Below are 26,052 nucleotides of genomic sequence, written 5' to 3' on the forward strand. Positions count from 1 at the left end.
CTTCGCTCAGAGCGTGCGTGCGTGCTACGTATTCGCCTGCGGCGTGATCCGGGCCCACAGTCGGTCGACCTGCTCCCGTGTGCTCGCGAGGTCGCCGGCCGTGTCGATCACGACATCGGCGATCGCGAGGCGCTGCTCGTCGTCGACCTGCGATGAGATGCGCCGATCGGCCTCCTCGAGCGACATCCCGCGCAGCCGGTGCAGCCGTTCGCGTCTCAGCGCCGCCGGGGCGTGGGCGACGACGATGAGGTCCCAGGGATCGTCGACGCGGGCCTCGACGAGGAGAGGAACGTCGTAGACCACGACGGCTCCGGGTGCCGCTAGCGCGTCGTCGAAGCGACGTTGCGACTCGGCGCGCACGGCCGGGTGCACGATCGCGTTCAGCCGCTCCCGCGCCGCCGGGTCGACGAAGACGACGGCTGCGAGCGCGGGCCGGTCGAGCTCGCCGTCGGCGGAGACGACCGTCGGGCCGAACTCCGCGGCGATGGCGTCGAGCACGGGCGACCCCGCACCCTGCACGTCGCGGACGATCGCGTCGGCGTCGACGACGATCGCTCCGAGCTCGGCGAGCCGGCGCGCGATCGTGGACTTGCCGGATGCGATCCCGCCGGTCAATGCGATGAGAGGCATACACCCGAGGATGCCACGCGCGCCAGCCCGGGCGCGACGGGAGGCGATGGATACGATGGTGTCCTGACAGACCCGCGGAAGGTGGGATCGCCGTGGAACGCACCGCCGTCATCGTCGAGGACCAGGCCGACATCCGCAGCCTGCTCACCGCGATCCTCGAGTCGAGCGGTTTCGCCGTTCACTCGACCGAGAACGGGCTCGATGCCGTCGAACTGATCCGCGACGTCTCCCCCGACGTCACGACCCTCGACGTCAACATCCCGGGAATCGACGGCTTCGAAGTGGCGCGCCGCGTCCGCGGTTTCAGCGACACATACATCATCTTCATCTCCGCGTTCGTCGAGCCCGGCGATGCCGAGCGCGGCCGCGCCGCGGGCGGCGACGAGTACCTCGGCAAGCCGTTCCGGCCGCGTGACCTGAAGGCTCGCCTCGCCGCCATCCCGTCGCGGCGACGGCGGGGCGACTCCCCCGTCCTCGACGCGATCACCGTGCCCGCCGAGCCGGGCGGGGCCGACGTGACCTTCGCCGACGTCTCGTGGAACGGCGCGGGCTTCCGGATCGCCGACGCACCGCTCGTCACCACGCCCGCCGACGGCGCCGTCCTCCGGGCCCTGCTCGACGCACAGGGACGTTCACGGACCAAGGGCGAGATCGCGACGGCGATCCGATCGCGGTCGCGCTCCGAGGAGCCCGATGCCGACGAGGTGCGCGCTGTCGAGCGCAGTGTCGAAAGCCTCCGCGACGCGCTCGCGTCGGCGCGATCGTCGGTGCGCATCGTCTCCGATCAGGGGACGGGCTACCGCCTCGACCAGGCCTGACCCGGCACGCCGCTCCGGGCTCAGGCGGGCTCGGCGAGCAGCACGGCGGAGGCGACCCCGGACGATGCCCGCGTCGCCGTGGTCGCGGCGACCTCGATCAGGGCGTCGGGGTCGTACCCGACGACGTCGCTCAGCGCGACGCCGACCCCGATCGCCGGAAGCACGCCGCCCTCGATCGATCCCAGCGACTCGAACAGCGATCGGTAGAGCGCCATCGCCTGCCGGCGCGCGTCCGCGGCCGACCCGACGACCGTGACCACACCGATGCGCTCCGAGCCGACCTCTCCGAGGATCGCGAGGGTGGGCGCGTTCGCGGTCATCGTCCCGCGCCACGTCCGCACCACCTCGTCGGCGACGTCCAGACCGAATGCGGTCGCGATGTACTCGAGGCCGTCGAGCTCGATGACCCACACCGCGATGAGCTCACGCCGGGCCCTCGCGCGCTCCGCGCTGATGGCGACCGCGCGCTGGAAACCTGCCACCGTGGCGATCTCGCCCGGACCCGCACCGCGCCCGTCCGTGCCTTCCGAACCTCGGACGCCGGCTCGACCGGCGCGGAGCACCGAGGCGGCGACGACTGCGGTGATCGACAGGACGACCGTCAGGATGCTCGTCGCGATCGTTCCGACCCACAGGTGGAAGGTCTCCCCATAGCCCTGGGTCGCGACGACGACCACCCGGACCAGGTAGAAGAGCCCCTGGATGCCGAAGACGAGGCCGAGCGGCAGTGCATTGCGAGAGGATCGCAGCGCACCGCGGAAGCACTCCGCCGAGGCGGCCGCGGCGAGCACGCTGAGAGCGGCGAACATGACGAACGCCCCCGACCAGTCGTCACCGCCGAGCGCGAACTCGACGGCGGCGGCGACCGCGGTGGCCGCACCGGCGACGGCCACGGCGACTCCCGGGAGGAGCACCGGACGGCGGTTGTAGGCGCGGCATCCCAGCCACATGAGCCCCGTGCCGACGACGGAGGCGGTGTTGCCGCAGACCACGGCCCAGGTGGTGTCGGGAGCGCTCGCCCAGACGAGGTAGAACATCGTGGTCAGCACGGCCGACAGGAATCCGACCGCCCAGAAACGACCGCTCTGCTCGGGTCGGCGCAGCAGTGTGTCGAAGACGAACAGCACGGCGCACACGAGGACGACGACGGCGGTGACGAGCGAGACCGAGAACTGATCGATCATGATGCGGGACTCCCCGGTCGTCGTGCGGGAAGCGTCACCGAGAACGTCGAACCGACCCCGAGCACGCTGCTGACGGTGATGTCGCCGCCGTGCCTGCGGACGATGTCGCGGCTGATCGCCAGGCCGAGTCCGCTGCCCGAGACCGACGAGTCGCGTACCGCCGCGCCGCGGTAATAGCGCTGGAACACCGACCCGAGGTCCTCCTCGTTCAGGCCCACGCCGGAGTCCTGCACCGCGATGAGCGCCCACTGGTCGCCGACGGAGGTCGCGACCGATACGCGCCCGCGCGGCCGGTTGTACTTCACCGCGTTGGAGAGCAGGTTGTCGAGGACCTGACGGATCCGCACCGGATCGGCGTACGCGCGGGCCGGCTCGACCCGCGACACATCGATCGCGATGCCCCGCTCACCCGCGCTGACCAGGATCGACTCCACCGCAGCGTTGACGATCTCGACGAGATCGATGTCTGCGGGAGCCACGGTCAGCTGGGCGGCCGACTTGCTCTGGCTCGATGCCGCGAGGACGTCGCCCACGAGGCGCAGGAGCTGGTCGGCGTTCCGATCGGCGACCCGCAGGTTCTCGAGGGCGGCCTCGGGTACGCCCGGGGTGTCGATGGCGAGCTCGAGGTAGCCGAGGATGGAGGTCAGCGGGGTGCGGAGCTCGTGCGACACCGACGAGACGAGCGCGTCGCGTTCGCGCGAGGCGTCGGTCTCGGCGGTCACGTCGCGCGTGACCACGACGGCACCGGAGTCTCGTCCGTCGGGTTCGATGATGCGGCGGGCCGAGACGCTCAGCACGCGCCGGCTGTCGTCGGACCCGACCTGCATGCGCGCGTCGGTGAACGCCTCGCCCCGCCGGACCCGGGCGAGGGGGTGCTCCTCGGCCATCAGGAGAGTCGAGCCGTCGGCGGAGTAGATGTCGGGCATCCCGCTCGTCCGGGAGCCGCGGAGGAGCCGGGCGTGCGCGTCGTTGATGATGGATGCCGATCCGTCCGTCTCGATGCGGGCCACTCCGAAGTCCACGCGGTCGAGCGCCTCGGTCAGCACCTGCTCGTGGCGGCGCGCGCGTTCGAGCGACTGGGTGAGCACCGTGGCCTGACGGTCGAGGAGCAGACGCTGCGCGTTCGCGCGCCGGCTGCTGAGGTACGTCGAGGTGCTCACCGCGATGAGGAGGAGCGGGAGCAGGAGGAATCCGAACGACGAGGGTGCGGCTCGGATGATCGCCTCGGTCGTGCCGTACGCGGCGAGGGCGACCGCCACGCCCCCGATCCATCCGAGGGTTCCGAACCCGGCGGCCAGCCAGATGACCGGGAAGACCCAGAGGAGTCCGAATCCCCCGGTGGGCTCGGCGACCCGCATGACGGCGACGGCGACGACGTCGCCGACCGGGATGAGGATGAGCCAGAGCTGAGGGAGATGACCCCAGGGGACGATGATCGCGGCGCCGGAGAGGACGAAGACGCCGGTGACGGCGAGGAAGAACATTCCCGTGTCGCCCCGGAAACCCACGAGGAGTCCGGTCAGGGCGACGATCAGGACCACGGAGGTCACGACGATCTGGTTGAGCATCGCCGATCGCGCCCGGTCGCCGTCTCCGAGGACGGCGTCGACCCAGCGCGGCGGCGCGGGGAGAACGTAGGTCGCTCGCGTGCGGTGCGGCGGCTCGGTCTCCATGCTCCGAAACTATCGCGTCCGGGACGGCTCGGCGCGCGCTTGGCGCGATGTGCCGGGTTCCGTCCGGAAACGGCGGAAGGGCCGGAGCACGAGGCCCCGACCCTTCCGGTGTATCAGTGTGAGCTCAGCGACCCGAGAGCTTCTCGCGCAGAGCGGCGAGAGCCTCGTCATCGGCCAGCGTGCCGCCGCCGGTCGTCGCGGACTGGACGTCCGACGAGAACGACGAGCCGTTGTCGGCCGGAGCCGCAGCCTCGGCCTCGAGTGCCTTGACGACGGCGGCCTTGTGAGCCTCCCAGCGACCCTGGGCAGCCGCGTACTCGGCCTCCCAGGCCAGACGCTGCTCGTCGAAGCCTTCCTTCCACTGGTTGGTCTCCGGGTCGAAGCCGTCGGGGTACTTGTACTCCCCGTTCTCGTCGTACTCGGTGACCATGCCGTAGAGGGCCGGGTCGAACTCGGTGCCGTAGGGGTCGACCGACTCGTTCGCCTGCTTGAGCGACAGCGAGATGCGGCGACGCTCGAGGTCGATGTCGATGATCTTCACGAAGACCTCTTCACCGACCGAGACGACCTGCTCGGCGAGCTCGACGTGCTTGCCCGAGAGCTCCGAGATGTGGACGAGGCCCTCGATGCCGTCCGCGACGCGCACGAATGCACCGAACGGAACGAGCTTGGTGACCTTGCCCGGCGCGACCTGACCGATCGCGTGGGTGCGGGCGAAGACCTGCCACGGGTCCTCCTGCGTCGCCTTCAGCGACAGGGAGACGCGCTCGCGGTCGAGGTCGACCTCGAGGATCTCGACGGTGACCTCCTGGCCCACCTCGACGACCTCGGAGGCGTGCTCGATGTGCTTCCACGAGAGCTCGGAGACGTGCACGAGGCCGTCCACGCCGCCCAGGTCGACGAACGCACCGAAGTTGACGATCGACGAGACGACGCCCTTGCGGACCTGGCCCTTGTGCAGGTTGTTGAGGAACGTGGTGCGCGACTCGGACTGCGTCTGCTCGAGCAGGGCGCGGCGCGAGAGCACGACGTTGTTGCGGTTCTTGTCGAGCTCGAGGATCTTGGCCTCGATCTCCTGACCGAGGTACGGCGTGAGGTCGCGGACGCGGCGCAGCTCGATGAGCGACGCCGGCAGGAAGCCGCGGAGGCCGATGTCGACGATCAGACCGCCCTTGACGACCTCGATCACGGAGCCGGTGACGACACCGTCGTTCTCCTTGATCTTCTCCACATCGCCCCAGGCGCGCTCGTACTGCGCGCGCTTCTTGGAGAGGATGAGGCGGCCTTCCTTGTCCTCCTTCTGGAGAACGAGGGCTTCGACCTCGTCGCCGACCTTGACGACCTCGTTGGGGTCGACGTCGTGCTTGATGGAGAGCTCGCGCGAGGGGATGACGCCCTCGGTCTTGTATCCGACGTCGAGGAGGACCTCGTCGCGGTCGATCTTCACCACGGTGCCTTCGATGAGGTCGCCGTCGTTGAAGAACTTCAGAGTCTTCTCGACCGCGGCCAGGAAGTCCTCAGCAGATCCGATGTCGTTGATAGCGACCTGCTTGGTGGCCGGGGCGGTCGTTGCGTTAGTCATGTAGTGGGTTGTCCTTGTTGGGTCAGGGGTGTCGGGCCGCGAGTCCGGGACGTCGTCGGAAAGACGACGGCCTCTGCCGCGGCGGGTGATTGTGGATGAAGCGTCTCGGACGCACGGCGACGAAGCCATGCGAGTGACGATCCAGGGTACCAGAGCAGACCCGCGTCGTTCCAGTCCTGCGAGGCGCGATCCGCGGTCTCGGCGGGAGCCGTGCGGACGGACCTCCGACCATCACGACGACGGGTCGACGATGCCCCCGACGTAGACCCATCGGCCGCGGATGCGGGTGAAGCTGCTCACCTCGTGGAGCTCGCCCTCCTCGCCGCCCGAGCGCCATCCCGCGCGGAACTCGACCGCGCCCGATCCGTCCGCGTCACCGCCGACGGATCGGACGATCGTGAGACCCGTCCACCGGTCCGCCCCCGCGGCGTCGAGGTCGTCGGGACGGGTCGCCGGATGCCACGTGCGCGCGAGATGCGCGGTGTCGCCGACGGCGAACGCCGTGTATCGCGAGCGCATCAGCTGCTCGGCCGTCCGCGCCTCCCGACCCGCGAGGATCGGGCCACAGCACGAACCGAAGGCTCCCCCTCCGCAGGGGCAGGGCGACGACGCGTCGGGACGGCGCCGACGTGCGGCCTCACCGAACGACATGGGGGTCCCGCATCCTCATGCCACCAGCCTAGGAGACGCCCCTGTGGACAACCGCGGTGCCGGCGCGCCGATCTCGATACCGTCGCCCCATGTTCGTCCGACGTGACCATGCCGTCGCCGCCCTCATCACCGCCGCCGTGCTGCTGACCGGATGCGGGAGTCCCGCCGCGCCGCCCGTCTCGAGTCCCGTGCTCTCGTCGCCCTCCCCCTCCGACGACGATGCCGCGGCCTTCGAGGCGGCCGAGGCGACGTACCGCGCCTATGTCGACGCTCTCAACGCCGTCGACCTGTCCGACCCGAGCACTTTCGAGCCCGTCTTCGCCCTCACCACCGGCGAGGTGAATGAGGCGGATCGCAACGGGTTGAGCAGCTTTCACTGGCAAGGCGCTCGTGTCTACGGCGCGTCTCGCATCTCGTTAGTGGAGCCCATAGCTGTGGTCGAGCAGACACAGGTCGAACTCGCGGTCTGCCTCGACGTATCGGCAGTGGACGTTCGGGCCTCAAACGGAGAGTCGCTCGTCTCGCCCGAGCGAGTGCCGGTCCAGAGTCTCCTAGTGATCATCGACAGGGCGTTCGATGCCCACCCAGTCGTCACGAGGATCATCGGCCGGGAGGGGGCACCGGGTTGCTGACCGAAGTCGCCCTTCTTCTTCTAATTGTGACCGGTACCTCGTCGTCATCCGGTGGCGGTTGCGCGGGGGTTGGATCATGGACCGCGACGTGCGACCTTGAGAACCGGGGAAGCAGCTTGGAGGTCAGCGCGCAGCTGACGCGCCCACCTTCAGCGGAGCACGACGAGGCACGCGCCGATCGCACTAGACCAGAGCAGGACTGCGGGGCGCTCAACCGGTGCGAGAACTTCACCGTGTCGCTGCTGCCCCAGGCCACGATCGCCGACATCGCGTCGTTCGCGCCGCGGCCGACCGCGCTGACGAGCGACCCCGTGGGCTACGCAGTCGTGGGACTTCCGGTGGACTTCGCCGTGTCGGCGTCCGCCCACAGCGCGACCGGCACGCTGTTCGACCTGCCGGTCACCGTGCGGTTCACCCCGATCGAGACCATCGTCGCGCCGGGCGACGGAGCCGAGCTGAGCCCGGGCGCCTCGACGGGTCACGTCTACCGCCAGCGGGGCACGTATGTCGCGTCCGCGACCGTGCGATACCGCGCCGAGGTCGACTTCGGCCGTGGCTGGCGCGCCGTGCCCGGAACCCTCGACATACCGACCGCCGGCTACGCCGTCGACGTGCTGGAGGCTCGCAGCACCCTCGTCGAGCGGACGTGCGCCGAACCGCCCGCCGGTCCCGGCTGCTGAGACGGGCTGCTGCGCACGTCGCGCGGCGTGCCAGGATGATGCGATGAGCGACCGCCTCATGCTGCTCGACAGCGCGTCCCTGTACTTCCGCGCGTTCTACGGCGTGCCCGACTCGGTGAAGGATCCGGAGGGGCGGCCGGTGAACGCGGTCCGCGGCTTCCTCGACATGATCGCCAAGCTCGTCACGATCTACGAGCCCACGCACCTCGTCGCCTGCTGGGATGATGACTGGCGACCGCAGTGGCGGGTCGATCTCATCCCCACCTACAAGACGCACCGGGTGGCCGAGGTGGTCGCCTCCGGCCCCGACGTCGAAGTCGTGCCCGATCCGCTCGAGCAGCAGATCCCGGCCATCCGCGAGAGCCTCCGCGTGCTCGGCATCCCGATCGTCGGCGCCGCGGAGCACGAGGCGGACGACGTCATCGGCACGCTCGCGACCCGTGCCGCGATGCCCGTCGACGTCGTGACCGGCGACCGCGACCTGATCCAGCTCGTCGACGATTCGCGGGGCGTCCGCGTCATCTACACGGGCCGCGGGATGAGCAACCTCGAGGTCCTCACCGACGAGGCGGTCACGGCGAAGTACGCCGTGCGTCCAGACCAGTACGCCGACTTCGCCACCATGCGCGGCGATGCGTCCGACGGGCTGCCCGGTGTCGCGGGCGTCGGCGACAAGACCGCGGCGACCCTGCTCGCCGCTCACGGAGACCTGGACGGCATCCTCGCCGCCGCCGATCGCGGCGAGGGAATGACGGCGGGAGTCCGCACGAAGCTGGCCGCCGCCGCCGACTACCTCGCCGTCGCCCCACGGGTCGTACGGGTGGTCCGCGACCTCGACATCCCCGACATCGACGCCCGCATCCGTGCGGCAGACGCAGACGAGGTCGAGCGACTCACCAGCGAGAGAGGACTCGGCAGCTCACCCTCGCGTGCCGCCGCGGCGCTCGGCGCCCGCGCCTGACGCCGACCGCTCGGACGTCAGCCTCGCTCGCGACCCGTCCATTCCCGCAGCCGATCGAGAGGCCACGTGGTCACGATCCGCTCCGCCGGGACGCCGAGCCGTTCAGCGCGCTCGGCGCCGTAGTCCAGGAGCGACAGCTGGCCCGGCGCGTGCGCATCCGAGTCGATGGCGAAGAGGCAGCCGGCGTGCAGCGCCATCGCGATCAGCTCGTCCGGGGGATCCTGCCGCTCGGGCCGTGAGTTGATCTCGACCGCGACGCCGTGGGCCGCACAGGCAGCGAACACCGGCTCCGGATCGAAGTCCGAGGGCGGGCGCGTGCCGCGCTCCCCCTCGACCAGCCGGCCCGTCACGTGACCGAGGACGTCCACGCGCGGGTCGGATGCTGCGCCCACGAGTCGGCGCGTCATCGCCGCCCGCGGCATCCGCAGCTTCGAGTGGGCCGAGGCGACCACGATGTCGAGCCGGCGCAGCAACTCGTCCTCCTGGTCGAGCGCGCCGTCGTCGAGGATGTCCACCTCGATCCCGCTGAGCAGGGTGAACCCGCCGCCGCCCATCTCCGCGACGACCTTCAGCTGCTCGCGCAGGCGTTCGGGGGAGAGCCCCCGCGCGACGCGCAGCCGCGGCGAATGGTCGGTGAGGGCGAGGTACTCGTGCTCGAGCGCTCGGGCCGCGGCGACCATCTCGGCGATCGGCGTCGTGCCGTCCGACCACTCGGAGTGGCAGTGCAGGTCACCGCGCAGCCGGCGGCGCAGCTCGCCCCCGGGTACCACCCCGCGCCGTTCCCGCAGGTCCGCCAGGTACGCGGGGATCCGCCCCTCCCGCGCCTCGAGGATCACCGACAGGGTGCGCTCGCCGATCCCCGCACGGCGGCGCAACCCCGCGGTGTCGCTCAGCTGCGATTCCGGCAGGTCGCGGATCGCGTCGGCCGCCGCGCGGAACGCCTTCGACTTGTACGTGGACGAGCGCTCGCGTTCGAGGAGCTCGGCGATCTCGGTGAGGGCGTCGACGGGGTCCATAGGCGTATGCGGAAGCCCGTGCCGCGGCACGGGCCTCCGTTCCTCCCTGCTCAGCCGGAGGTCACCGCCGTGCGACGGACGACGACCGGCGCCGAGGCCAAGCGGTGAACCGCGAGGCCGAAGATGATCGACAGGATACCCACGCCCATCGCGAAGGCGGCGACACCGAACGACACGACCGACGTGAACAGCGATGCCCGCAGGAACGACGCGTTCATCATCGTCGCGCGGACCGGATCGTCCTTCTCGAGCTCGGCGTAGGTCTGGCCACCCGAAGCGTCGAGCGCGTGGTGCTGGATGATGTCGGCCTGCACGTAGGCCGTGAACGGTCCCGCGACGGTCTGGCCCTGGAACGCGGCCGCATCGTCGGGCACGACGATGTTCTCGGCCCGCAGCTGACCCGATACGACCGACCAGACGACGATGCCGCCCACGATCAGGACGATTCCGCCGAGCATCCCCAGGATGCCCAGGATCTTGACCAGACCGGTGGAGCGGACAGGGGCCTCGACCGTATCGGCGGTGGGCGTGGTGTGGGACATCGGTTCCTCCTCGGGTGCGTTGTCCCTCACGCTATGGAGCGTCGCGCCCAGCACCGCTCTCGCGTCGCCGTGTAAAACCGATGTGGTCTGACCTCAGCGGGACGCCGCGGCGATCCACCGTTCGAGCGTGCCCGATGCCGCCCCCGAGTCGATCGCGTCGGCCGCGGACGTCGACGCCTCGGCGAGCCGCTCCAGGATGGGGCGCTGCACCTGAGCGGCATCCCGCCACAGGCGGTAGGCGACGATGCCGGCCGCGGCGTTCAGCAGCACGATGTCGCGGACCGGGCCCCTCTCCCCCGCGAGCACGCGGCGGACGACCTCGGCGTTGTGCTGCGGTTCACCGCCGATGAGGTCATCGATGCGGGCGAGCGGGATGCCCAGGTCGCGCGGATCGAGGTCGTGCTCGTGGATGTCGCCCCGGCTGACCTCCCAGATGCGGCTGTGCCCGGTCGTCGTCAGCTCGTCGAGTCCGTCGTCTCCTCGGAAGACGAGCGCGGTGGCACCGCGGGTCCGGAACACGCCCGTGATGAGCGGCACCCGGTCGAGGTGGGCGACGCCGACCGCGTTCGCCTCGGCGCGCGCGGGATTCGAGAGGGGCCCGAGGAAGTTGAAGACCGTGGGGATGCCGAGCTCCGCGCGCGCGGCGCCCGCGTGCCGGAACCCGGGATGGAAGGCCGAGGCGAACGCGAAGGTGATGCCCGCCTCCTCGAGCACGCGCGCGACGTCGACGGGATCGATGGAGAGGTCGATGCCGAGCGCCGCGAGCACGTCCGAGGACCCCGATTTCGAGCTCGCCGCCTTGTTCCCGTGCTTGACGACCGGCACACCCGTCGCCGCCGCGACGATCGACGCCATCGTCGACACGTTGACGGTGCCGAAACGATCGCCTCCCGTGCCGACGATGTCGAGCGCATCGGTCGGCACGTCCAGCGGAAGAGCCGCCTCGAGGATCGCGTCGCGGAAGCCCACGATCTCGTCCACCGTCTCGCCCTTGGCCCGGAGCGCCACCAGGAAGCCCCCGAGCTGCGCGTCCGTCGTCCGACCCGCCATGACCTCGCGCATCGCCCAGGTCGCCGCCGACACGCTGAGGTCGCGCCCCTCGAGAAGATCGGTCAGGATGTCGCGCCACGCGTACTGAGCCATGACACACGATCCTATCGGCCGGTTGTCGGGCTTCTTTCGGCCCGTTCTTAGGTTGCCCTAACCACGACCCGGCGGGATCCGACCTTCAGCGATGCAGAAACCACCCTCCGAATCGGCCATAATGGATGCCGTGACGACCACTCCAGCGACGTATTCCCAGGCCCTGCGCTCGGTCAAGCGGCCGGACCCGGTGGCCGTGGGCACCATCGTGTGGCTCGGCAGCGAGGTCATGTTCTTCGCAGGCCTCTTCGCGATCTACTTCACGCTCCGCAACACCTCCCCCGAGCTGTGGGCGGACCGCACGGAACTGCTGAACATCCCGTTCGCGTTCGTGAACACGCTCATCCTCGTGCTGTCCTCGGTGACCGCGCAGATCGGTGTCCACAACGCCGAGCACTTCCGCCCGTACCGCTCCGGCGCGATCTGGAACGTGCGCAAGTGGGGCATGGTCGAGTGGTTCTTCCTCACGTTCGTCATGGGCGCGATCTTCGTCTCCGGCCAGGTGTGGGAGTACGCCACCCTCATCGCCGAGGGCATGCCCATCCAGGCCGACTCGTATGCTTCGGCCTTCTACATCACCACCGGCTTCCACGCCCTCCACGTCACCGGTGGTCTCGTGGCGTTCCTCCTCGTCATCGGGCGCGCCTTCGCCGTCAAGAACTTCGGCCGGAAAGAGATGACGTCCGCCATCGTCGTGTCGTACTACTGGCACTTCGTCGACGTGGTGTGGCTCGTCCTGTTCGCCGTCATCTACTTCCTGAAGTAACCGGAGCTGATTCACCCATGGCATCCAAGAACCCGCGCCGCAACGGCGGACGTCGCAGCAAGTGGGCTGCCGCCGCGCTGATCGGAATCGGACTGCTCGTCACCGGCGGAGGCTACGCCGGCGCCACCGCCGCGATGGCGGCCGGCGACACGACGCAGACGGCGTCGACCCTGACGGTCGAGGACGGCAAGAAGCTGTTCCAGGCCAACTGCGCCACCTGTCACGGCCTCAACCTCGAGGGCACGAACGACGGCCCCTCGCTCTACGGCGTGGGCGAGCTGTCGGTCGAGTTCCAGGTGGCCACCGGCCGTATGCCGCTGCAGATGCAGGGGCCGCAGGCGCCGCAGAAGCCCGTCCAGTTCACGGAGGAGCAGATCGAGGCCATCGCCGCGTGGGTGCAGTCCGAGGCCCCCGGCCCGACCTACCCCGCGTCCGAGGTCCTCGACGGCGAAGGCGACGTCTCGCATGGCGCCGAGCTCTTCCGGATCAACTGCGCGATGTGCCACAACGTCGCCGGAGCCGGCGGCGCCCTCACCGAGGGCAAGTACGCCCCGCCGCTCACCACCACGTCGCCGCTGCACATGTACGCGGCCATGGTCACCGGCCCGCAGAACATGCCCGTCTTCAACGACATGACCCTCACCACGGAGGAGAAGCGCGACATCATCAGCTACCTGATGATCCGCCCGACCGAGAACTCGCCCGGCGGTCTGTCGCTCGGCTCTCTCGGCCCCGTCTCGGAGGGTCTGTTCATCTGGATCTTCGGCATCGGCTCCCTCGTCGCCATCACGGTGTGGATCACCGCGAAGTCGAACTGAGAACCGTGACGATCGAAGCAACGCACAAGGAGCAAAATGGCTGACGAGAAGGCGCCCGAGCAGGTTGCTGCTTCCCCGGTGCCCTCATCGGGGCTCGCCGTCGCGGTGTCCGACCCGGTGCAGAACCCCGGGCTCGCACCCCACCGCAAGCGCGTCACCGACAAGGACCCCGTCGCCATGGCGCGCGCGGTCCGCACGGTGTACACGCTGTTCTACCTGTCGGCGGCAGCGAGCATCTGGGCCATCGCGGCCTACCTGATCTTCCCGATCGAGAGCGGGCTGGTCAGCGACATCCGTCGGAACAACCTGTTCATCGGACTGGGCATCGCCACAGCTCTCCTCGCCATCGGCATCGGTGCCATCCACTGGTCGAAGGCCGTCATGGCGGACACCGAGTACATCGAGGAGCGCCACTCGACGCGCGGCAGCGAGAACACGCGATCCGCAGCCGTCCAGGTGTTCGCCGACGCGAACGAGGAGTCCGGCTTCGGCCGCCGCACGATGGTGCGCAACTCGCTCTTCGTCGCCCTCGCGGCGTCCGTGCTGCCGGGTATCACCCTGTTCCGCGGCCTGGCACCACACAGCTCGCCGGAGAACCCGAACGCGGGCGACCCGGTCTACCTGCTGAAGCACACGATGTGGGAAGAGGGCATGCGTCTCGCCCACGACCCGACCGGCAAGCCCATCCGTGCCGCCGACCTCACCCTCGGCTCCGCCGTCCACGTCATCCCGGAGTCGCTCGCGACGCTGGCGCATCACGACGGCTACCTCGAGGAGAAGGCCAAGGCCATCGTGCTGCTGATGCGCCTGCTCCCCGAGCAGCTCAACGAGGCCGAGGAGCGCAAGGACTGGTCGTACGACGGCATCGTCGCCTACTCCAAGGTGTGCACGCACGTCGGCTGCCCTGTCGCGCTCTACGAGCAGCAGACCCACCACCTGCTGTGCCCCTGCCACCAGTCGCAGTTCGACGTCACCAACGCGGCCGCGGTCATCTTCGGCCCCGCTGCCCGTCCCCTGCCCCAGCTCCCGATCACCGTCGACGACGAGGGCTACCTGATCGCACGCAGCGACTTCAACGAACCGGTCGGCCCGAGCTTCTGGGAGCGTCATTGAGCACCTCCACCCACCCCACGGAGAACGTCACGACCGCGCCTGCGGTCCACGCTGACGGCCCGACCCGTCCCGCGGACAAGCCCCTCGGCGGCAAGTTCGTCGGCGGCGTCGCGAACTACCTCGACGAGCGCACGAGCATCTCGGGCCTGGTCAAGGAGCTCGGCCGGAAGATCTTCCCCGACCACTGGTCGTTCATGCTCGGCGAGATCGCGCTGTGGTCGTTCGTCGTCGTCCTGCTCTCGGGAACGTTCCTGACGTTCTTCTTCGAGGCGTCGATGGCGGAGACCCACTACTACGGCGCCTACGCGCCGATGCGTGGCCTCGAGATGTCCGCGGCGATGGCCTCGACGCTCGAGATCTCGTTCGACATCCGCGGCGGCCTGCTGGTGCGCCAGCTCCACCACTGGGCCGCGCTGGTCTTCGTGGCCGGCATCGGCGTGCACATGCTCCGCGTGTTCTTCACCGGCGCGTTCCGCAAGCCCCGCGAGCTCAACTGGGTCATCGGCTTCATCCTGTTCATCCTCGCCATGGCCGAGGGCTTCACGGGATACTCGCTGCCCGACGACGTGCTCTCGGGCAACGGTCTGCGCATCATCGACGGCATGATCAAGGGCATCCCGCTGATCGGCACGTGGACCTCGTTCCTACTCTTCGGCGGCGAGTTCCCCGGCACCGAGATCGTCGGGCGTCTGTACGCGCTGCACATCCTGCTGCTGCCCGCGATCCTGGTCGCCCTCATCGCGGCTCACCTCATGCTGATGATCGTCAACAAGCACACGCAGTTCGCCGGGCCCGCCCGCACGAACAACAACGTCGTGGGCTACCCGATGATGCCGGTCTACATGTCCAAGATGGGCGGGTTCTTCTTCATCGTCTTCGGCGTGCTGGTGCTCATCGCGGCGCTGTTCACGATCAACCCGATCTGGAACTACGGACCCTACGACCCCTCCCCGGTGTCGGCCGGTACGCAGCCCGACTGGTACATCGGCTTCGCCGACGGCGCGCTGCGCCTCGTCCCGCCGCACTGGGAGTTCGTGCTGTTCGACCACACCTGGTCGTTCAACATCCTGGTTCCGCTCGTCGGTCTCGGCGTGTTCATCATGCTGGTGATGTTCTACCCCTTCATCGAGGCGTGGGTCACCGGTGACAAGCGCGAGCACCACATCGCCGAGCGTCCCCGCAACGCGGCGACCCGCACCGCGATCGGCGCGGCCGGCGTGACCTTCTACGCGGTCCTGTGGGCGGCGGCTTCGTCGGACATCATCGCCACGCACTTCCACCTCACGATGGAGGGTGTCATCCACACCCTGCAGGCGATGCTCATCCTCGGCCCGATCGTGGCGTACTTCGTCACGAAGCGCATCTGCATCGCCCTGCAGAAGAAGGACCGCGAGATCGCCCTGCACGGCTACGAGTCCGGTCGCATCGTCCGCCTTCCCGGTGGTGAGTACATCGAGGTGCACCAGCCCGTCGACGAGTACGAGCTGGTCAAGCTGGTGGACTACACCACCAACGCTCCGCTGGTGGTCCGCCCGAACGACAAGGGTCAGATCCCCTGGCACGAGAACATCCGTGCCGGTCTGTCGCGGTGGTTCTTCGAGGATCGTCTCGCCCCCCTCACCCAGGGCGAGCTCGAGGCGGCGCGTGCCCACGCGCAGCACGACCTCGAGCACATCGCCGAGGAAGAGGATGCCGAGCTGCAGGGTGCGCACGAGCGCGCCGGCGTGCCCGACGCTCCGCACCGGCCGATCGACGAGGGGGTGGGCGTCGAGACCGCCAACCGTCCCTCGAACATCATCGTCACCGACGATGACGGCGACCGCACGGACGACAAGAAGGACTGATCCCGGACCTGTCCGGATTACGGCGGGGTGTGACCGATTGGTCGCACCCCGCCGTCGTCGTCGGTGGCTACCGTGGCACCCATGACCGATGCACTCGCCTACTTCACCGCCAAGCTCGACCACGAGACCGACGCATCCGACGTCTTCGCTGCCCAGCGCGCCGGCCAGCCGTTCGTTCTCGTCGACGTCCGCAGCGCCGAGGCATGGGCGCAGGGCCATGCGGTCGGCGCCGTGCACCTACCGCACCGGGAGATCGCGCAGCGAGCGGCCGTCGAGATCGACCGGGACCTCGATGTCGTCGTCTACTGCTGGAGCCCGGGTTGCAACGGCGGCACGCGCGCCGCGATCGAGTTCGCACGACTGGGGTACCGCGTCCGCGAGATGATCGGCGGATTCGAGTACTGGGCACGAGAGGGCTACCCCGTCGCTGACGCGACCGGCCCCCTCCCCCGCATCTCCGACCCTCTCGTCGCCGTCGTGCGCTCCTGAGCCGCCGGGGCGGGCTTACACGAGGCCCGGGGTAGGGCAGCGAGGCCCAGGGTGGGGCAGTGTGAGGCCGCGACCGCGATACAAGGGATGCGATGCGACACGCCCACGTCGCGCCCGAAGAGCGCGGCGAGTCGGGCCTATCCCTTGCATCGTGGGGCGCGACGACACGGTGCTGGATGTGCGGCGACGCCCAGCCCCGGCGATGCGTCACCCGTCGAGCGGGACCCCCTCGCTCACCCTCCGCAGCCGCGCCAGGTGAAACCGCCAACCCTCGACGTGTTCGTCCGGCAGCCCGGCGGGGGTGGCTGCGCCGACGAATCCAGACTCGGTGAGGAAGACCGCGGTCATGCCGCCGGAGGCGGCGATTCGGACGTCCACTTCGAGGTCTCCTTGCCACGAGTCCTGATGCCAGACGAAGACGAGCCTCGTGGGCGGATCGCACGTCGTCACGGTCCCGGTGGCGCGCGCCCTGCGCCCGTTCTCCCACCAGGTCTCTTCGAGCGCTGCACCGACCATCGGCTCGAATACGAGTTCGGGCCACCAGGAGCTCCGTTCCCGCGTCAGCGCCTCCCACACCCGATCGACCGAGGCGGCGATCGTGACGGAGGCGGTGACGGCATCCTGAGGCACGTCTGAACGCTATCGCGCGACCCGTCGCCGACGCACCTCCATCCGAGCGCTGTGTCGGAGCGCAAGGCATCGTGTACGACACCCCGGCTCGGCCCACCGACGCGCGGCGCGCTCTCGGCGATCACTTGCACCGCGGACCGAAGACGGATGCGGGCGGGGGTACGCGCCGCTCGTCGGGCGTGACCGGGATGCAAGTGATGCAGCGCGCCACGCCGTGGCAGGGACTCAGGCCGCGGCGTGCCGGCTCCGATCACTTGCATCCGCGAACACCGCGCGTGCTACGGCGCGCGCTCCTGGCAGCAGGCGAAACGGCGACGGCCACCGCACCGGAGTGCGATGGCCGTCGGGAGACGCGCTCGGATCAGCGGGCGAAGTAGCCGCGGTAGTACTCGTAGACCCAACCGACGATCGCGACGACGAAGATCGCGAAGCCGATCGGCAGGAGGAACTGGCCGACCGCGAGGCCGATGATGAAGATCGCCGCCGAGAAGGCGAGCACGAGGGGCCACCAGGACCACGGGCTGAACTCGCCGATCTCCGGGTCTCCGTCATCGATGTCGGCGGTGAGCGAGTCCTCGGGGAGGACGCCGCCCTGAGCCCGGTGGACGCGGCCAACGTAGAACGCGATCATCGCGCCCATGAAGAACGTGAACAGCAGGGCGGTCGAGCCCACCCATTCGATGCGGTGCCACCACATCTCCTGGTCGGTGTGCGCGACCACGTTCCACACGGTGTACGTGACGAAAACCGCGAAGAAGAACCAGGTGAGGACCCACCAGAGGTTGATGTTGGTCTTCACGGCTTACTTCACCTCTCCATCGGCGACGTCGACAACCGGGGCATCGGGCGCATCCTTGGCCGGCCCCACGCCCACCGGGATGGCGGCCTCCGGGTGGTTCAGGTCGAACGCCGGACGCTCGCTGCGGATGCGCGGGATCGAGGTGAAGTTGTGGCGCGGCGGCGGGCAGCTGGTCGCCCACTCGAGCGATGCGCCGTAGCCCCACGGGTCGTTGACCGTCACCTTGGGCGCGGTGCGCGAGGTGATCCAGACGTTCAGGAAGAACGGGATCATCGACGCACCCAGCACGATCGCGCCGATCGTCGAGACCTGGTTCTGCCAGGTCCAGCCATCAGCCGCCGAGTAGTCGGCGTAACGGCGGACCATGCCGTCGACGCCCAGCCAGTGCTGGATGAGGAAGGTCATGTGGAAGCCGATGAACAGCATCCAGAAGTGGACCATGCCGAGGCGCTCGTTGAGCATGCGCCCCGTCCACTTCGGCCACCAGAAGTAGAAGCCGGCGAACATCGCGAACACGACGGTCCCGAAGACGACGTAGTGGAAGTGGGCCACGACGAAGTACGAGTCCGACAGGTGGAAGTCGAGCGGGGGCGACGCGAGGATGACACCGGTCAGACCACCGAAGACGAACGACACGAGGAAGCCGAGAGTGAAGACCATGGGCGTCTCGAATGTGACGGATCCCCGCCACATCGTTCCGATCCAGTTGAAGATCTTCACGCCCGTCGGCACCGCGATCAGCATCGTCATGAGCGCGAAGAACGGCAGCAGGACGGCGCCGGTCACGTACATGTGGTGCGCCCACACCGCGACCGACAGTGCGGCGATCGCGATGGTCGCGTAGATGAGGGTCTTGTATCCGAAGATCGGCTTCCGGCTGAAGACCGGGAGGATCTCGGAGATGATGCCGAAGAACGGCAGCGCGATGATGTAGACCTCGGGGTGACCGAAGAACCAGAAGAGGTGCTGCCACAGCAGGACACCGCCGTTGGCCGGGTCGTAGACGTGCGAACCGAGGACGCGGTCGGATGCGGCCGCGAAGATCGCAGCCGCGAGCACCGGGAACGCCATCAGGATCAGGATGCTGGTGACGAGCGTGTTCCACGAGAAGATCGACATCCGCCACATGGTGAGGCCGGGGGCGCGCATCGTGATGATCGTGGTGATGAAGTTCACCGCACCGAGGATCGTGCCGAAACCGCTGAGGCCGAGGCCCAGCATCCAGAGGTTTCCGCCGGCTCCCGGCGAGAACGTCGCATTCGCGAGCGGCTGATACGCGAACCAGCCGAACGACGCTGCGCCCTGCGGGGTCAGGAAGCCCGAGATCGCGATGATCGAACCGAAGAGGAAGAGCCAGAAGGCGAAGGCGTTCAGACGCGGGAAGGCGACGTCGGGGGCGCCGAGCTGCAGCGGCAGGATCGCGTTGGCGAAGCCCGCGAACAGCGGCGTCGCGAACATCAGCAGCATGATCGTGCCGTGCATCGTGAACAGCTGGTTGTACTGCTCCTTCGTCGGCACGATCTGCATGCCGGGCTCGAAGAGCTCCGCACGGATGATCAGGGCCATGACGCCGCCGAGGAGGAAGAACAGCACCGAGGCGATCAGGTACATGTACCCGATCGTCTTGTGGTCGGTGGAGGTGATCCACTTGACGATGATGTTGCCCTTCTGCTCGACGCGCGATGCGCTGAGCAGAGCCGCTTGACGCGGCGGCAGGGTCGTGGGGCGGCCCGCGGGCTGTTCGCCCTGGAGCGGAAGTGTCGTAGCCATCAGTGGCTTCCCTCGCCGGAGTCGTCGGTGACCGCGCCCGTTCCCGGAGCGTTCTGGAGTCGGTCGTAAGCGTTGTTGATGTCGCCGGTCTGGCCGCTCTGGCGGAGCGACTCGAGGTAGTCCTCGTACTCCTGCTCGGAGACGACCTCGACGTTGAACAGCATCATCGAGTGGTACTCGCCGCAGAGCTCGGCACACTTGCCGGCGTAGGTGCCCTCACGGGTCGGCACGAACGACCACGAGTTCGTGTCGCGGTGCGGGTACATGTCCTTCTTGTAGAGGAAGTCGATGACCCAGAACGAGTGGATGACGTCGCGCGACTGGAGGTTGATCTTGACCTCCTTGTTGACCGGCAGCACGAGCGTGGGCAGCGCCGCCTGGTCCACGTCGCCGTTGGCCTCGGGCTGAGCCTGCACACCCATCGTCCACACGGCGTCGGAGTTGTCGGACTCGTCGCCGTTGTACTGGAAGTCCCAGGCCCACTGCTTGCCGATCGCGGTGATCGAGACGTCGGGGTCGTCGTACTGCGTCTCGAGGATCGTCTGGTCCCGCGCCGTGAAGGCGAAGAACCCGATCACGAGGATGAGCGGCACGATCGTGTAGAAGATCTCGATCGGCATGTTGTAGCGCAGCTGGACGGGCAGACCGGTCTGACCGCGACGGCGCCGGTAGGCGATGGCGGCGAATGCCATCAGGCCCCACGTCAGCACACCCACCGCGAGGAGGACGATCCACGAGTTGACCCAGAGACCCGACACCATCTCGGTGCGGTTGGTCGCCTGGGTTCCGTCGTCGGTGAATCCCGGGAGGTAGCCGTTCAGCTCCGTCGGTGTACAAGCTGCGAGGGAGACTGCCGTGACGATCCCGAGCGGGATCACGGCCCAGCGGAGGCGGCGTTTGAAGCGCACAGTGCACCTTTCCGGGACGAATGGTTCGACCTTCAGTCTAGGGCAAGCTTTCACCCGATTCAGGCCAACCGTTCAGGATGTCGGCGACGAGGGACGTCGCGGGGCTGGGCTCAGTGGAAGCTGTCGCCGCACGCGCACGAGCCCGCGGCGTTGGGGTTGTCGATCGTGAAGCCCTGCTCCGAGATCGTGTCCTTGAAGTCGATGGTCGCGCCGTCGAGGTAGGGCACCGACATGTCGTCGACGATGACCTCGACGCCGTCGAAGTCGACGGCCTTGTCGCCGTCGAGGAACCGCTCGTCGAAGTAGAGCTGGTAGATCAGTCCGCTGCATCCGCCGGGCTGGACGGCGACGCGCAGGCGCAGGTCGTCTCGGTTCTCCTGCGAGAGCAGGCTCTTCACCTTGAGCGCCGCTTCATCGGTCAGCGAGACGCCGTGGTCACGGACGGTTTCGGACGTGGCGATGTCGGTCATGATTCTCCCGAGGTCTCGGGCCGCAGACATGCGGCCGCTGCCACGATTCTACGCGTGGGCACCGGCCGCGGCTCGGTTCTCGTCGTACGGACCTGTGTCAGGCCTGCGAGGCGTCGAGACGCTCGAGCAGCAGGGCCTCCGAGACGAGCGCGTGCCGGAAGGTGTCGAGGTGCAGCGACTCGTTCGGGCTGTGCGCGCGCGCATGCGGGTCCTCGACGCCCGTCACGAGGATCTGAGCTGCGGGGAACTCGCGAACGAGGTCGGCGATGAAGGGGATGGAGCCTCCGACGCCGATGTCGACGGGCTCGACCCCGTACCCCTCGGCCAGCGCGGCGCGGGCGTGCGCGACAGCGTCGCCGCGCGTGTCGACCAGGAACGGGTTGCCCGTCTCGATGTCGCGGAAGCTGAGCTGTGCGCCGAAGGGTGCGTGAGCGCGAAGGTGGGTCTCGATCGCGCGATATGCCTCGTCGGCGGACTGGCCGGGCGCGACCCGCGCCGACATGACCACCGATACCTCCGGGCTGAGGGTGTTCGAGGCGTTGCGCACGCTCGGCGCGTCGATGCCGGTCACGGTGATCGACGGCTTGTTCCAGATTCGCGAGAGGATCGACCCCGCCCCGATCGGCGAGACGCCCTGCGGCAGCCCGGCCTCGGATCGGAGTGTCTCCTCGGAGTACTCCGGGGTCTCGGCATCGCGCTCGGTGAGGCCCTCGACCGCGACGCTGCCGTCCTCGTCCCACAGCGTCGCCAGCAGGCGGACGGTGGCCATCATCGCGTCCGGGACCGCTCCCCCGAACATGCCGGAATGCGAGGCGTGGTCGAGGGTGCGCACCGTCATGGTGAAACGGGCGTTGCCGCGCAGAGAGACGGTGAGCGCGGGGGTGACGGCATCCCAGTTGCCCGAGTCGGCGACGACGATGACATCCGCCCGCAAGGCGTCGGCGTTGTCGTCGAGGAAGGCCGCGAACGAGGCGGACCCCGCCTCCTCCTCGCCCTCGATGAAGAGGTTGACCCCGAGATCGAAGTCGGGGCCGGCCGCCTCGACGAGCGCGCGCAGCGCGCCGATGTGGGCCATGACGCCGGCCTTGTCGTCGGCAGCACCTCGACCGTAGAGACGACCGTCGCGGACCGTCGGCTCGAAGGGCGCGGAGTCCCAGAGCGCCTCGTCGCCGACGGGCTGAACGTCGTGGTGCGCGTACAGGAGGATCGTCGGACGGCCGTTGCGTGCGGCTCGGGTCGCCAGCACCGCCGGCATCCCCTCGGCGCCGGTCTCGGGCACGACGGCGGTCGTCACCTCGACGCGGTCGAAGATCCCGAGGCCGCGTGCGAGCTCGGCCACGGCCGCGGCGCTGCGCTCGACCTCGGCGCGGTCGAAGCCCGGGAATGCGACCGACGGGATCCGCACGAGCGAGCCCAGATCGGCGAGGGCGGCGGGGACGGCGGACAGGGCGGCATCGCGCACGACGGCGGACCGAGGAGATTCGGAGGTCATGCGGGTAATCTTAAGAGGCACGTTCGTCGCAGAACCCGAGGATCCCCGTGGCCAAAACTCCCGCTGCCCCTGCTCCCGACGACGCCGCCCAGGCGTCGACAGGATCCGGCAAGAACCGTCCCACACCGAGCCGCGCCGCCCAGGAGGCGGCCCGCAAGCGCCCGCTGGTGCCCGACACCAAGGAGGCGAAGGCGCGCGCCCGGGCGGAGCTCGCCGAGCGACGCGACAAGGCGCGCATCGGGATGGCGAACGGCGACGAGCGCTACCTGCCGATCCGCGACAAGGGGCCCCAGCGTCGTTTCGTCCGTGACTACGTGGACGCCGGATGGCACCTGGGCGAGCTCGTGATGGGTGCGATGGTGCTGGTCATCATCGTCACCTTCCTCGGCTCGAACGCCGTCACCTTCTACGCGTTCATCGCCCTGTGGGCGTTCATCCTGCTGGTCATCGGCGACATGGTCATCACCAGCGTCCGCGTCAAGAAGGCGGTTCGCGAGAAGTTCGGTTCCGAGCGCATGGAGAAGGGCCTGGGCTGGTACGGCGCGATGCGCTCGATCCAGATGCGCTTCATGCGCCTGCCGAAGCCGCAGGTCAAGCGCGGCCAGCGCCCCGCCTGAGCTCCACGAGTCCGCGGTTGATCTGTCGCGCCCACAGCGGGCCGCGATAGACGAACGCGGTGTAGCCCTGCACCAGATCGGCTCCGGCCTCGAGGCGCTCCTGCACGTCCGCTGCGGTCTCCACTCCCCCGGCGGCGATGACGCAGAAGTCGTCGGGAACGGCCGAGCGCACCAGGCGCAGCACCTCGAGGGACCGACGACGCAGCGGAGCGCCCGACAGGCCGCCCGCGCCGATGCGCTCGATCTCGTCGTCATCGGCGAGCAGACCCGCGCGCGAGATCGTCGTGTTGGTCGCGATGAGGCCGGCGAGACCGGCATCAACGGCCATCGCGGCGATCGCGGTCACCTCGGCGTCGTCGAGGTCCGGGGCGATCTTCACCAGCAGGGGTGTCGCCCCCGCAGCATCGCGCACGGCCTCGAGCAGTGGGCGCAGAGTCTCGACGGCTTGCAGGCCACGGAGACCCGGAGTGTTCGGCGACGACACGTTCACGACCAGGTAGTCGGCTTCAGGCGCGACGAGACGCGTGCTCGTGACGTAGTCGGCGGTCGCCGCATCGACGTCGACGACGCGGCTCTTGCCGATGTTCGCCCCCACGACGGCGTGGCGCGTCCCACGCCGCAGCCGCCGGAGCCGGGATGCAGCCGCGGCGGCACCCTTGTTGTTGAAGCCCATCCTGTTGATGAGCGCTCGATCCGGGATGAGGCGGAACAGCCGGGGCCGCGGGTTGCCGTCTTGCGGCACCGCGGTGACGGTGCCGACCTCGACGTGCCCGAATCCGAGGGCGCCGAGACCGCGGACCATGATCGCGTCCTTGTCGAAGCCCGCCGCGACACCGAACGGCGAGTCGAAGACACGCCCCAGCGCCTCGGTGCGCAGCGACGGATCCGGGCGCGTCACGGCTCGCGCGACGAACGAGAGCGGCGCGACACCGAGGAGTCGGATGACGGGGATCACGAGGTGATGCGCCGTCTCCGGCTCCATGCGTGAGAAGACGGTGCGGAAGATGAGCGGATACATCGCCGTCCAGCCTAGAGCGAGCCCGAGCCCTCTGCCGTCCGCGCGGTGACGTGATCGGCGCGGAGCTGCTCGATCGCGGCCTCGAAATCCTCGAGGGTGTCGAAGGCCTGGTAGACGCTCGCGAACCGGAGATAGGCGATCTCGTCGAGGTTGCGGAGCGGGCCCAGGATCGCGAGGCCGATCTCGTTGGTGTCGATCTGCGACGATCCCGTCTGCCGCACGGCCTCTTCGACGGCCTGCGCGAGTACAGCGAGGTCGGCCTCGGTCACCGGCCTGCCCTGGCACGCCTTGCGGACGCCGGACATCACCTTCTCGCGGCTGAACGGCTCGATCACGCCGGAGCGCTTGATGACGTTCAGGCTCGCCGTCTCGATGGTCGAGAAGCGCCCCCCGCACTTGGGACACTGACGACGGCGGCGGATGCTCAAGCCGTCGTCGCTCGTGCGCGAGTCGATGACGCGGGAATCGGGGTTGCGGCAGAAAGGGCAATGCATGACGTGCCCAGATTACGCGCCGAAGCGGGCGGAGACGGCCTCGCCGTGCGCGGGCAGCTGCTCGGACTCGGACAGAGCCAGGATGCCCTGGTGCACGGCCCGGAGCGCCTCGCGATCGTACGAGATGACCTGCTGCGATCGCAGGAAGGTCGCCGCGCCGAGTCCGGCCGCGTAGCGCGCCTGGCCCCCGGTCGGCAGGACGTGGTTGCTGCCGGCGAGGTAATCGCCGAGGCTCACCGGAGTGTGCGACCCGACGAAGACCGCTCCCGCGTTGACGAAGTCGTCGGTGCGGGGTTCTCGCAGGTGCAGTTCGAGGTGCTCGGGCGCGTAAGCGTTCGAGAAGGCGGTCGCCGCGCTGACATCGTCGACGAGCACGATCGCCGACTGCGGGCCATCGAGCGCCGCACCGACCCGGTCGGCGTGGCGTGTGGCTGCGGCACGCGCTGCGACACGGTCGGCGACGGATGCCGCCAGGTCGGCCGAAGCGGTGACGAGGACTGCGGCGGCCTGCTCATCGTGCTCGGCCTGGCTCACGAGATCGGCCGCGACCAGATCCGGGTCGGCGCTCTCGTCCGCGACGATGAGGATCTCGGTGGCACCGGCCTCCGAGTCGGTGCCGACCACTCCGGCGACGACCCGCTTGGCGAGTGCGACGAAGTTGTTCCCCGGCCCCGAGATCACGTCGACGGGATCCAGCCCGAGCGTGTCGACGCCGTAGGCGAAGGCGCCGATCGCGCCGGCCCCTCCCATCGCATAGACCTCGTCGACGCCCAGGAGTCGTGCGGCCGCGAGGATGACCGGGTGCACCCGGCCGCCGTGCTCGCGTTGCGGCGGCGAGGCCAGCGCGACGGCGGAGACCCCCGCGATCTGAGCGGGCACGACGTTCATCACGACGCTCGACGGGTAGACCGCTTTGCCGCCCGGCACGTAGACGCCGACACGGCGCACCGGCCGCCACCGCTGTTCGACCCGCGCGCCGGGGCCGAGCTCGGTCACGCGGTCGGGCGGCACCTGGGCCGCGGACGCGAGCCGCACGCGACGGATGGACTCCTCGATCGCTGCCCGCACTGCGGGGTCGATCCCCGCGAGGGCCTCGTCAAGGTGCGCCGCGGGAACGCGGACATCGTGCCCCTCGGCACCGTCGAAGCGCGCGGCCTGCTCGCGCAGCGACGTCTCGCCCCGCGCCGCCACGTCGTGCACGATCTCCGCCGCGGTGGCCAAGGCGAGCCCGCGGGCCGCCTCGGCCCGGGGGACGGCGGCGAGCAACTCGGCGGACGTCAGACGACGACCGCGCAGATCGATGGTGCGCATC

Annotated in this window: 27 protein-coding genes; 10 read left to right on the forward strand and 17 right to left on the reverse strand. The window is 69.2% G+C overall.

The window, feature by feature from the left end; genetic code table 11:
- Positions 1–24: 24 nt before the first annotated feature.
- Complete coding sequence (gene coaE, locus BLT21_RS03730; RefSeq protein WP_091499478.1) at positions 25–630, reverse strand: dephospho-CoA kinase; 606 nt, start codon at positions 628–630, stop codon at positions 25–27.
- Positions 631–722: 92 nt separating this feature from the next.
- Between coaE and BLT21_RS03735 the strand changes: the two genes are divergently transcribed.
- Complete coding sequence (locus tag BLT21_RS03735; protein WP_143024935.1) at positions 723–1,448, forward strand: response regulator transcription factor; 726 nt, start codon at positions 723–725, stop codon at positions 1,446–1,448.
- A gap of 20 nt (positions 1,449–1,468) precedes the next feature.
- On the opposite strand, the gene BLT21_RS03740 is transcribed toward BLT21_RS03735, so the two are convergent.
- The 4 genes from BLT21_RS03740 to BLT21_RS03755 all read right to left on the reverse strand — a co-directional run bounded on the left by BLT21_RS03740 (position 1,469) and on the right by BLT21_RS03755 (position 6,538).
- The gene (locus BLT21_RS03740; RefSeq protein ID WP_091499483.1) at positions 1,469–2,632 is read right to left on the reverse strand and encodes a nucleotidyl cyclase domain-containing protein; all 1,164 of its coding nucleotides are present in this window, start codon (positions 2,630–2,632) and stop codon (positions 1,469–1,471) included.
- Positions 2,629–4,305: a sensor histidine kinase gene (locus BLT21_RS03745; RefSeq protein ID WP_091499486.1), complete on the reverse strand. Its 1,677-nt coding sequence runs from the start codon at positions 4,303–4,305 to the stop codon at positions 2,629–2,631. The genes BLT21_RS03740 and BLT21_RS03745 overlap by 4 nt, the downstream gene beginning before the upstream one ends.
- A gap of 124 nt (positions 4,306–4,429) precedes the next feature.
- Entirely contained in the window at positions 4,430–5,887 is a 1,458-nt protein-coding gene (rpsA, locus tag BLT21_RS03750) for a 30S ribosomal protein S1 (protein ID WP_091499489.1), read from the reverse strand.
- A 231-nt stretch (positions 5,888–6,118) separates the two neighbouring features.
- Positions 6,119–6,538 (reverse strand): YchJ family protein, encoded by a 420-nt coding sequence (locus BLT21_RS03755; RefSeq protein WP_091499491.1) that lies wholly within the window; start codon positions 6,536–6,538, stop codon positions 6,119–6,121.
- A gap of 89 nt (positions 6,539–6,627) precedes the next feature.
- On the opposite strand from BLT21_RS03755, the gene BLT21_RS03760 reads away from it, so the two are divergent.
- The 3 genes from BLT21_RS03760 (at position 6,628) to BLT21_RS03770 (ending at position 8,811) form a co-directional block, all read left to right on the forward strand.
- On the forward strand, positions 6,628–7,170 hold the full coding sequence (locus BLT21_RS03760) for a hypothetical protein (RefSeq protein WP_091499494.1): 543 nt from the start codon (positions 6,628–6,630) through the stop codon (positions 7,168–7,170).
- Between the two features lie 233 nt (positions 7,171–7,403).
- On the forward strand, positions 7,404–7,850 hold the full coding sequence (locus tag BLT21_RS03765) for a hypothetical protein (protein WP_091499496.1): 447 nt from the start codon (positions 7,404–7,406) through the stop codon (positions 7,848–7,850).
- A gap of 43 nt (positions 7,851–7,893) precedes the next feature.
- Positions 7,894–8,811, forward strand: coding sequence for a 5'-3' exonuclease (locus tag BLT21_RS03770; RefSeq protein ID WP_091499499.1), 918 nt, complete (start codon positions 7,894–7,896; stop codon positions 8,809–8,811).
- Between the two features lie 17 nt (positions 8,812–8,828).
- Here BLT21_RS03770 and BLT21_RS03775 read toward each other — a convergent pair whose 3' ends face one another.
- The 3 genes from BLT21_RS03775 to trpD all read right to left on the reverse strand — a co-directional run bounded on the left by BLT21_RS03775 (position 8,829) and on the right by trpD (position 11,512).
- A complete protein-coding gene (locus BLT21_RS03775) occupies positions 8,829–9,827 on the reverse strand; it encodes a PHP domain-containing protein (protein ID WP_091499502.1) in 999 nt (332 codons plus the stop codon).
- Positions 9,828–9,877: 50 nt separating this feature from the next.
- Positions 9,878–10,369: an aromatic ring-opening dioxygenase LigA gene (locus BLT21_RS03780; RefSeq protein ID WP_091499505.1), complete on the reverse strand. Its 492-nt coding sequence runs from the start codon at positions 10,367–10,369 to the stop codon at positions 9,878–9,880.
- A 93-nt stretch (positions 10,370–10,462) separates the two neighbouring features.
- Positions 10,463–11,512 (reverse strand): anthranilate phosphoribosyltransferase, encoded by a 1,050-nt coding sequence (trpD, locus tag BLT21_RS03785; RefSeq protein WP_091499507.1) that lies wholly within the window; start codon positions 11,510–11,512, stop codon positions 10,463–10,465.
- A gap of 121 nt (positions 11,513–11,633) precedes the next feature.
- Between trpD and BLT21_RS03790 the strand changes: the two genes are divergently transcribed.
- From BLT21_RS03790 to BLT21_RS03810, 5 genes are all read left to right on the forward strand, one after another.
- Entirely contained in the window at positions 11,634–12,278 is a 645-nt protein-coding gene (locus tag BLT21_RS03790; RefSeq protein ID WP_091499508.1) for an aa3-type cytochrome oxidase subunit III, read from the forward strand.
- A gap of 17 nt (positions 12,279–12,295) precedes the next feature.
- A complete protein-coding gene (locus tag BLT21_RS03795; protein WP_091499510.1) occupies positions 12,296–13,096 on the forward strand; it encodes a cytochrome bc1 complex diheme cytochrome c subunit in 801 nt (266 codons plus the stop codon).
- A 36-nt stretch (positions 13,097–13,132) separates the two neighbouring features.
- On the forward strand, positions 13,133–14,209 hold the full coding sequence (locus BLT21_RS03800; protein ID WP_091499512.1) for a cytochrome bc1 complex Rieske iron-sulfur subunit: 1,077 nt from the start codon (positions 13,133–13,135) through the stop codon (positions 14,207–14,209).
- Positions 14,206–16,053: a cytochrome bc1 complex cytochrome b subunit gene (locus BLT21_RS03805; RefSeq protein WP_091499514.1), complete on the forward strand. Its 1,848-nt coding sequence runs from the start codon at positions 14,206–14,208 to the stop codon at positions 16,051–16,053. Before BLT21_RS03800 ends, BLT21_RS03805 begins: the two co-directional genes overlap by 4 nt.
- A gap of 81 nt (positions 16,054–16,134) precedes the next feature.
- Positions 16,135–16,542 (forward strand): rhodanese-like domain-containing protein, encoded by a 408-nt coding sequence (locus tag BLT21_RS03810; protein WP_091499516.1) that lies wholly within the window; start codon positions 16,135–16,137, stop codon positions 16,540–16,542.
- A 207-nt stretch (positions 16,543–16,749) separates the two neighbouring features.
- Here the strand turns inward: BLT21_RS03810 and BLT21_RS03815 are convergent, their stop codons facing one another.
- The 6 genes from BLT21_RS03815 to BLT21_RS03840 all read right to left on the reverse strand — a co-directional run bounded on the left by BLT21_RS03815 (position 16,750) and on the right by BLT21_RS03840 (position 22,611).
- The gene (locus tag BLT21_RS03815; RefSeq protein WP_256335899.1) at positions 16,750–17,172 is read right to left on the reverse strand and encodes an SRPBCC family protein; all 423 of its coding nucleotides are present in this window, start codon (positions 17,170–17,172) and stop codon (positions 16,750–16,752) included.
- Positions 17,173–17,533: 361 nt separating this feature from the next.
- Positions 17,534–17,971 (reverse strand): cytochrome c oxidase subunit 4, encoded by a 438-nt coding sequence (locus BLT21_RS03820; protein WP_091499517.1) that lies wholly within the window; start codon positions 17,969–17,971, stop codon positions 17,534–17,536.
- A gap of 3 nt (positions 17,972–17,974) precedes the next feature.
- Positions 17,975–19,741, reverse strand: coding sequence for an aa3-type cytochrome oxidase subunit I (ctaD, locus tag BLT21_RS03825; protein ID WP_091499519.1), 1,767 nt, complete (start codon positions 19,739–19,741; stop codon positions 17,975–17,977).
- The gene (gene coxB, locus BLT21_RS03830; RefSeq protein WP_091499520.1) at positions 19,741–20,649 is read right to left on the reverse strand and encodes an aa3-type cytochrome oxidase subunit II; all 909 of its coding nucleotides are present in this window, start codon (positions 20,647–20,649) and stop codon (positions 19,741–19,743) included. Before coxB ends, ctaD begins: the two co-directional genes overlap by 1 nt.
- 110 nt (positions 20,650–20,759) lie before the next feature.
- Positions 20,760–21,119, reverse strand: a complete 360-nt coding sequence (gene erpA, locus BLT21_RS03835; protein ID WP_091499522.1) for an iron-sulfur cluster insertion protein ErpA — start codon at positions 21,117–21,119, stop codon at positions 20,760–20,762.
- A 97-nt stretch (positions 21,120–21,216) separates the two neighbouring features.
- Positions 21,217–22,611, reverse strand: coding sequence for a dipeptidase (locus tag BLT21_RS03840; protein WP_091499523.1), 1,395 nt, complete (start codon positions 22,609–22,611; stop codon positions 21,217–21,219).
- A gap of 47 nt (positions 22,612–22,658) precedes the next feature.
- On the opposite strand from BLT21_RS03840, the gene BLT21_RS03845 reads away from it, so the two are divergent.
- The gene (locus BLT21_RS03845; RefSeq protein ID WP_091499525.1) at positions 22,659–23,228 is read left to right on the forward strand and encodes a DUF3043 domain-containing protein; all 570 of its coding nucleotides are present in this window, start codon (positions 22,659–22,661) and stop codon (positions 23,226–23,228) included.
- Here BLT21_RS03845 and BLT21_RS03850 read toward each other — a convergent pair.
- The 3 genes from BLT21_RS03850 to hisD are packed head-to-tail and all read right to left on the reverse strand — an operon-like array spanning position 23,203 to position 26,051.
- Positions 23,203–24,246 carry a quinone-dependent dihydroorotate dehydrogenase gene (locus tag BLT21_RS03850; protein WP_091499526.1) on the reverse strand — a complete coding sequence of 348 codons (1,044 nt, stop codon included), beginning with the start codon at positions 24,244–24,246 and terminating at the stop codon, positions 23,203–23,205. The genes BLT21_RS03845 and BLT21_RS03850 overlap by 26 nt on opposite strands.
- 11 nt (positions 24,247–24,257) lie before the next feature.
- Positions 24,258–24,740: a transcriptional regulator NrdR gene (gene nrdR / locus BLT21_RS03855; protein ID WP_091499527.1), complete on the reverse strand. Its 483-nt coding sequence runs from the start codon at positions 24,738–24,740 to the stop codon at positions 24,258–24,260.
- Between the two features lie 12 nt (positions 24,741–24,752).
- Complete coding sequence (gene hisD, locus BLT21_RS03860) at positions 24,753–26,051, reverse strand: histidinol dehydrogenase (RefSeq protein ID WP_091499529.1); 1,299 nt, start codon at positions 26,049–26,051, stop codon at positions 24,753–24,755.
- Position 26,052 lies beyond the last annotated feature (1 nt).

It is taken from the genome of Microbacterium sp. cf332 (genome assembly GCF_900102175.1).
In the GTDB taxonomy this organism is placed as follows: Bacteria; Actinomycetota; Actinomycetes; order Actinomycetales; family Microbacteriaceae; genus Microbacterium.